The organism is uncultured Psychroserpens sp. (genome assembly GCF_947503375.1).
GTDB lineage: Bacteria > Bacteroidota > Bacteroidia > Flavobacteriales > Flavobacteriaceae > Psychroserpens.
Window position 1 is genome coordinate 1 of the sequence record NZ_CANNDQ010000025.1, and the last position, 717, is coordinate 717.

The following is a 717-nucleotide window of genomic DNA, read 5'->3' on the forward strand; positions in this document are numbered from 1 at the left end:
ACCAGTTACAGTATATGTGGTTGTACCAGTTGGTGTAACTTCAATTTCTGCTCCAGTTGCACCATTACTCCATACATAGGAATCTGCTCCTGTAGCTATTAAAGTAACACTTTCGCCTTCAGCAATGGTAATATCTGCTCCAGCATCTACACTAGGTAATGCATTTACTGTTACGATAACTTCATCTGTATCTGAAGCTGTACCAGTTGTGTTAAACGCTGTTATTGTATAGGTTGTAGTAATAGCTGGGCTAACTGTGATACTTTGAGTTGTTTCTCCTGTACTCCATTGGTAAGATGTTCCGCCTGAAGCTGTCAAAGTCACCGTTTCTCCTTCACAAATAGTGACATCATCTCCTGCATTAGCAGTAACGGTCTCTACCTCTGTTATTACTGTTACCTCATCTGTGGCTTCGCATCCATTTGATATACCAGTTACAGTATATGTGGTTGTACCAGTTGGTGTAACTTCAATTTCTGCTCCAGTTGCACCATTACTCCATACATAGGAATCTGCTCCTGTAGCTATTAAAGTAGCACTTTCGCCTTCAGTAATGGTAATATCTGCTCCAGCATCTACACTAGGTAATGCGTTTACTGTTACGATAACTTCATCTGTATCTGAAGCTGTACCTGTAATATCAAAAACGGTTACCGAAAACGTAGTTGTTGTCTCTGGGCTTACGTCAATACTTGCAGTTGCCTCTCCTGTACTCCA

The 717-nt window shown here is 41.0% G+C and carries 1 pseudogene; it reads right to left on the bottom strand.

Features of this window, described 5'->3' with window-relative positions:
- A pseudogene (locus tag Q0876_RS15630) lies at positions 1-717 on the bottom strand (hypothetical protein); the annotation flags it as partial.